The organism is Pseudomonas gregormendelii (assembly GCF_017114825.1).
GTDB lineage: Bacteria > Pseudomonadota > Gammaproteobacteria > Pseudomonadales > Pseudomonadaceae > Aquipseudomonas > Aquipseudomonas gregormendelii.
The window spans coordinates 1-6,040 of record NZ_JADEVO010000074.1 but is presented as its reverse complement, the minus strand read 5'-3'; the positions used below and the strand labels follow the sequence as shown (position 1 = coordinate 6,040).

The window sequence follows — 6,040 nt, the reverse complement described above, 5'->3', positions numbered from 1 at the left end:
CGACTTGGTCGACAACCGACAATTTAAAAGTCAGCGTGTAATCTCTCTGGCTACGTTTTTCGCCCGTGTTCATTGCACCTTCCTGATAAGAAGCCAGAAGGTGTAAACCTTATTCAGGACGAGACAGTGCAAATAAAAAAGCCCCCGCCACTGTGAAGTGGCGGGGGCTTTTTTGTGGGGGAGTGGATTACTCCTCAGCCACCTTGTCCTTGCTCTGGCGCTTCTCGATCACGTCCACCAGCTGCTGAGCCAGTTTCGGATAGTTCTCGTCAAAGTGATGCCCGCCCGGCAATTTCAACGCCTCCCCCACGGCCGTCTTGTCGGTGCAGCCGCTTTCATCGGCCTCCTCTTCACCGTAGATGCAGACCACTTTCTGCGCTGGCAACTTAGCCATCTCCGGGCCCGTGGCGGCTTCCTTGCCGGCGTTGCCCAGCCACCCCTCGACTTCGATCTCGAAGCTACCGGTGCGGGCGAAGGCCAGCAGGATGATTGCGTCGACGCGTTGCTGCTCGGCGGGCTCCAGGCGGTTGTAGATCGCGGGCAGCACATCGGCGCCAAATGAGTAGCCGGTCAGGACGAAGCGCTTGGTGCCCCATTTCTGCCGGTAGTGCTGCATCAGCTCAGCCAGGTCCAGCGCGCTTTGCTCAGGGCTTTTGTGCTGCCAGTAGTAGCGCAGGGTGTCGATGCCGACCACCGGGTAACCGATTTTCGCCATTTCACCCGCTACGTCACGGTCCAGGTCTCGCCAGCCGCCGTCACCGGAGAGGAACAGGGTGACGGTGTCGTTGGCCTGGCCTGCCGGCACTTCGACGACCGGAATCTGCAAGCCGCCAGCGGCCTTGTCGCCGCCGACCAGGATCTTGCGCAGCTCGTTGTTCAGGACCTGCGGCAGGTTGATGTCGTAGTCACTGATGCTGGTTTCGGCATTCGGCTGGTCACGTACGAAGCCGGCGCTGGTGTCGTCCGGGTTATCGTTCCAGGCTGCCAGCCAGCGACCGTGCGCTGCGCTTTTTGGCAGCAGGTGGGTGCAGCCGGGTTTTTCCAGGGCCAGGTCCACGGAGACGGCCTGCGCCTTGTCGTCTTTCTGTTCGGACAACCAGCGCCAGGCCAGCACCGCGCCGGGACCGATGCCGCTGACCAGCGTTGCCGGACCGTGGAGCTCGCGCAGGCCCGATTGCAACGCGCGGCTTTGCAGCAGGCAGTCTTTAGGCAGGATCACCTGGACGATCTGCGCCGAGCCGGTACGGCTCAGGGTCAGCAATTGCTTGTCACTGAGCTTTTGGTCCTCATTCACTGCGACCAGCACATGGGCGCGGGGCGAGGTGCCGGGAGTGACCCGGGTCATCGCCGTGCCGTCGGCTGGCTTGAACGATTCGAGGGTCGGTTCCGGGGCCGGGCGCTTGAGGTACCAGTAACCGCCACCGAGAATCAGGGCCAGCACTACCAGTGTGGCCAGTACATACCGCAGGGAGCGTTGAATCATCAGCGTTTCACCAATCCAGTCAAGCCGCCCGCAATCAGGGCGGCAGTGTCGGCCAGGGCTACCAGCGGATCGAGTCCGGCGGGCACGGCCATATAACGGGGTTCCCAGTCAGGCTGGAACTTGTCTTTGAAGCGGCGCAAGCCTTGGAAGTTGTAGAGCTGCTCACCACGGCGGAAAACCATCGAGCCCAGGCGCTGGGTCAATGGTGCGCCGCGACGGGGTTGCAGCCCCGACAGCGGCACCATGCCCAGGCTGAAGCGCGCGTATCCGTGACTCTTATAATGTTGAATCAGGCCGACCATCATGAATTCCATGGTCAGCTTTGGCGCTTCCGGGTGCGCTCGCATCAGGTCGAGGCTGGCCAGGTCGTGGCCGAATGTCTCGAGCAGATTGGCGAATGCCACCGGGCGGCCTTCGAAGCGGATCACCGCGATGCGGAAATGCTTGAGGTAGTCCTCGCTGAAACGGCCGAGGGAGAAGCCTTTTTCGCGAACGTTCTTGCCGGTCAGCCAGGCATCGGAGATCACCTTGAGCTCATCCATCGGCGCCTGTCCCGGTTCGAAGATCTCCAGCGACAGTCCGTCGCGGGTGCCACGGTTCCAGGTGTAGCGCAGGTCCTTCATCTCCTTGCCCTTGGCTTCCAGGTCGAAGTGCTGCAGATCGACCCGGGCTTCCTCGCCCAGCTTGATCGCGGTCAGGCCGATGTCCATGTAGTACGGCAGGTTTTCGGCGCGTACCTGATAGAACACAGGGCGGGCGTGGTGAATGTCGCACAGGTCGCGGAACTGCCAGATCATTTCGGCCCGTTGCTGGGCCGGTCCGATAGGGTCGTACAAGGCCACCAGGCTGCGGCCACGGCGGGCGTACATCAAGAACGCCTGCTCGTCGGGGTGGAACAGCAGCGCCTTGTCACCCGTCAGGGCGAGGCCACCGTCCGGTTGAGCGGAAGCCATGAGGATCTTTACCGCCCGGTCCAGCTCGTCAGGCGTCGGCAGGTGGATCACCGGGCGTGCGGTGCGCAGCAGCCAGGTCAGCGACACCACCACCAGCAGTACGGCGGCGCCGAGTAGCGAGCGCAGGCCCCGGGGAGCGTCAGCGTCAAGGGTGAACTGCCACCAGAGTTGATGGCTGTAAGGCACATCCTGGTAGGCAAACAGCAGCAGCCAGATGGATGCACCCAGCACGCACAGGCTCGACACCAGATACAGCGGCGAGAACGGCAGCTCGGTCAGGCGGCTCGGCCGATAGAACGAACGACGGAATACGCCAAGCAGGCTGGCGGTCAGGGTCAACAGGCAGGCTTCTTCCCAGTCAAAGCCCTTGAGCAGGGAGAGCAGGGCGCCTACGAGCAACAGAATGGTGGTCAGCATCCAGGCGGCCGACAGGCGCCGCCGCAGGCCCTGGGCGAGCAGCAGGCAGAGCACGCCGATCAGGCTGGCGCCGAAGTGCGAAGCGTCGACCAGGCGATGGGGGATCAGAAAGCCGATGTGCTCCAGGCGGGTGTCGATTTCCGGCGTCACACCGGAAAACAGCAGCACCACGCCGGACAGGAATACCAGCACCGCCAGGATCGGCGCAGCCAGGCCGGAGGCTGCGCGCAGGGACTGACGGGATTGAAACAGGCGCTGTCCTTCGTTGATCAGCAGGAACACGCAAGCGACCAGCAATGGCAACACCACATAAATCAGCCGATACAGCAGCAGTGCGGCCGCCAGCGGTGCAGCGCCAAGCTTGTCGGCGAAGGCGGCCAGCAGGATTGCTTCGAATACGCCGACCCCGCCGGGCACATGGCTGAGCACCCCGGCAGCCAGCGCCAGCAGGTAGACCAACAGGAAGGCGCCGAAGGGCGGCGCTTCTGGCAACAGCAGGTACAGCACGGTAGCGGCCGCGGCGACATCCAGTGCGGTGATGATCAATTGCAGGAACGTCAGGCGCCGCCCCGGCAGACGCAAGGTGCGGCGCCCGGCCTTGACCAGCAGGTTGTCCGCATAAGGTTGTTCCGGCAGGCGGCGGCGGTAAATGCCGATGGCCAGGACGCTGAACAGTAGCAACACTGCCACGGACACCGCGCCCAGCCAAATCTCGGACAAGCCCAGGGCAGTCGCGGCAGCGGGCAGGTCGCTGAGGGTTGCCAGGGCCGCAAGGGGCGGCAGGGCGCAGCCCAGCGAGAGGCTGGCGAACAGGGTCATGCGCGCCACTTCCGTGGCACCCAGGCCATGCCGTGCATATAGACGGTAGCGCACCGAGCCGCCAGAGAGCATCGATAGGCCGATGGCATTGCCGATCGCAAATGCGGTGAAGCCACCCAGGGCGAGAATTCGCGGTGCCAGCGTCACGCCGGCATAACGGCTGGCCGACCATTCGTAGCCCAACAGAATGATAAAGCCGACCACCGTCGCCGCCAGTGCACCCAGCAAGGCAGGTTTTGGTACCTGGAGAATCGAGTCGTGCAGAGCGTCCAGATCCAGTTCGCTCAACAGATGACGACAGGCAATCAGCGCGATGGCGAACAGCAACAAGGTCACTGCCAGGCCGATTGGCTGGCGGTACTTGCTGATCAGGTCCAGCAGGCGCAAACGCCCGGGCTTGATCGGTTGTGTCGCTGTGACGGAGTCTTGTGGATCAGACGAATTGGCGCGCATCAATCACCTCTTGGATTGTGCGCGACAGGATGGGGGTATCCAGCCAAGTTACCAATCCCTGTAGAAAAAAATAATCACAAATATTAACGCCACTCACCCTCAACAGGTGAAGGCACGCCATGGGCCGGTGCGGTAAACGCCTCGGACCAGCATAGACCTAACTCAAGGCTGGAGTGAAACCAATCGGCCCGTCACAAGGTGACAGATCATTGTTGCGAAAGGACTTTTTCGACAGACACAAAAAAGGCCACTCTTTCGAGTAGCCTTTTTTGATGTTTGGTTGCGGGAGCCGGATTTGAACCGACGACCTTCGGGTTATGAGCCCGACGAGCTACCAGACTGCTCCATCCCGCGTCTGTGTGGCGGCATTCTACAGAGGAACGACGGGGTGTCAACCGTTAATCCTCAAACAAGCCAAATAAGCGTAAAACAGCGATGGGCAGGGGCGATTCAGCGCTAAGTTTCGGAATCCGAACGATTTATGTTTTTTGCGCAGCCTGAGTGCGCCGACTCATTTATCTTCGAGGGATGCAAAACTGACGCGCACAAAAAAGGCCACTCTTTCGAGTAGCCTTTTTTGATGTTTGGTTGCGGGAGCCGGATTTGAACCGACGACCTTCGGGTTATGAGCCCGACGAGCTACCAGACTGCTCCATCCCGCGTCTGTGTGTCGGCATTCTACAGAGGATGGCGGGGCTGTCAACCGCCATTCACGAAGAAAACTCTTCCTGTTCAATCGCTTAGCGCAAAACCTCGGTGGCTGAAATGGCTGCAGCGCAGGCGTGGCAAGGGTTACAGCTCTATTGGTAGTAGGTTTTCGATTGAAAAAACAAATTCATCTTTTTTTCCGACCCTTGAAAAAGAACATGCCTACTACTGGTGCTATATACAGGTGTCGATGAGATACTGTTGATCTGACTCGCTAAAAACCTTTTTCGCACAATGAACGTCGCTTCTACATGACCCAGCGAAAGATCATCCACGTCGATTGTGACTGCTTCTACGCCGCCATCGAAATGCGTGACGACCCGCGCCTGGCCGGTAAACCTCTTGCCGTGGGCGGCTCAGCGGATCGGCGAGGGGTGATCGCGACCTGCAACTATGAGGCGCGCGCCTACGGAGTACGCTCGGCCATGTCCTCGGGGCACGCGCTGAAGCTGTGCCCGGACCTGACGATCGTCAAGCCGCGCATGGACGCCTATAGAGAAGCCTCGAAGGAAATTCACACGATCTTTCGTGACTACACCGACCTGATCGAGCCACTGTCCCTGGATGAGGCCTATCTGGATGTGTCGGACAGCTCGCATTTTGGTGGCAGCGCGACCCGGGTCGCCCAGGAAATCCGCCGGCGGGTCTCCAACCAGTTGCACATCACGGTCTCGGCCGGCGTGGCGCCCAACAAGTTCCTGGCCAAGATCGCCAGTGACTGGAAGAAACCCAACGGGCTGTTTGTCATTACTCCGGATCAGGTCGAGGACTTTGTCAGTGGCTTGCCAGTGAGTAAATTGCACGGGGTGGGCAAGGTGACTGCGGACAAGCTGGGGCGCCTTGGGATTGTCGATTGCTCGCATTTACGTGAGTGGGAAAAGTTGGCGCTGGTCCGCGAATTCGGCAGTTTTGGTGAGCGATTGTGGAGTCTGGCCCGTGGGATCGATGATCGCCTGGTGCACAATGACAGTCGGCGTCAGTCGATCAGTGTCGAAAACACCTACGACGTGGACTTGCCGGACCTGCTGAGTTGCCTGGACAAGCTCCCCGAATTGCTGGAGACGCTGGCCGGGCGCATGGCGCGGATCGACAGCAGCTCTCGGCCGGGCAAGCCGTTCGTCAAAGTGAAATTCCACGATTTCACCCAGACCACGCTGGAGCAGGCCGGGGCAGGGCGGGATCTGGGGAGTTATCAGCTGCTGCTGAC

3 protein-coding genes and 2 tRNA genes are annotated in these 6,040 nt (G+C 60.7%); 1 reads left to right on the top strand and 4 read right to left on the bottom strand.

Features of this window, described 5'->3' with window-relative positions; all coding sequences use genetic code 11:
- Positions 1–187: 187 nt before the first annotated feature.
- From IMW75_RS26380 to IMW75_RS26365, 4 genes are all read right to left on the bottom strand, one after another.
- Entirely contained in the window at positions 188–1,483 is a 1,296-nt protein-coding gene (locus tag IMW75_RS26380) for a virulence factor family protein (protein WP_205894260.1), read from the bottom strand.
- Positions 1,483–4,125 carry a bifunctional lysylphosphatidylglycerol flippase/synthetase MprF gene (gene mprF, locus IMW75_RS26375; RefSeq protein ID WP_045060757.1) on the bottom strand — a complete coding sequence of 881 codons (2,643 nt, stop codon included), beginning with the start codon at positions 4,123–4,125 and terminating at the stop codon, positions 1,483–1,485. Before mprF ends, IMW75_RS26380 begins: the two co-directional genes overlap by 1 nt.
- A 277-nt stretch (positions 4,126–4,402) precedes the next feature.
- A tRNA-Met gene (locus IMW75_RS26370) sits at positions 4,403–4,479 on the bottom strand.
- 231 nt (positions 4,480–4,710) lie between these two features.
- A tRNA-Met gene (locus IMW75_RS26365) sits at positions 4,711–4,787 on the bottom strand.
- Positions 4,788–5,084: 297 nt separating this feature from the next.
- Here IMW75_RS26365 and dinB point away from each other — a divergent pair.
- Positions 5,085–6,040: DNA polymerase IV (gene dinB / locus IMW75_RS26360; protein WP_205894259.1), on the top strand; the 956-nt coding region annotated here is incomplete at its 3' end.

Excerpts from the sequence above, each read along its gene's own strand:
- mprF (WP_045060757.1), bottom strand. The coding sequence starts at position 4,125 with ATGCGCGCCAATTCGTCTGATCCACAAGACTCCGTCACAGCGACACAA.
- IMW75_RS26380 (WP_205894260.1), bottom strand. The coding sequence starts at position 1,483 with ATGATTCAACGCTCCCTGCGGTATGTACTGGCCACACTGGTAGTGCTG.